Annotated in this window: 1 protein-coding gene; it reads left to right on the forward strand. The window is 55.0% G+C overall.

The annotated features are described in order from the left end of the window. The coding region (locus GOB90_RS18810; RefSeq protein WP_173572237.1) for a transposase at window positions 1-545 on the forward strand (545 nt) is incomplete at both ends.

Below are 545 nucleotides of genomic sequence, written 5' to 3' on the forward strand. Positions count from 1 at the left end.
GGAAGCAAAGGCGGGCGTCCGCCGTTTGATCCGGTGCTGATGTTCAAAATCCTGGTGATCCAGACACTGAACAATCTCTCCGATGCACGGACGGAATATCTTATCAACGATCGTCTTTCGTTCATGCGCTTTCTCAGCCTGGGGCTGTCGGACCGTGTGCCGGATGCAAAGACGATCCGGCTGTTTCGCGAACGCCTGACGCAGGCCGGTGCGATTGAAAGACTGTTTGATCGTTTTAACGCTACCCTGCGTGATGCAAGCTATCTTCCAATGTCCGGTCAGATCCTGGATGCCACACTGGTGGCGGCTCCAAAGCAGCGCAATACCAACGGTGAGAAAGCTGATCTGCGGGCAGGAGATATTCCCGAGGCCTGGAGAGACAAGCCGGCAAAGCTGTCACACAAGGATCGACAGGCCCGCTGGACGCTGAAGTTCACGAAGGCGAGGCGGCAGGAGGATGGGATCATACCCGCAACAGATCTTGCCATCCCGTTCTTTGGTTACAAATCCCATGTTTTCATCGAACGGAAGTTCAGGCTTATCCG

Origin of the sequence: Acetobacter oeni, assembly GCF_011516825.1 — a bacterium.
Taxonomy (GTDB): Bacteria; Pseudomonadota; Alphaproteobacteria; order Acetobacterales; family Acetobacteraceae; genus Acetobacter; species Acetobacter oeni.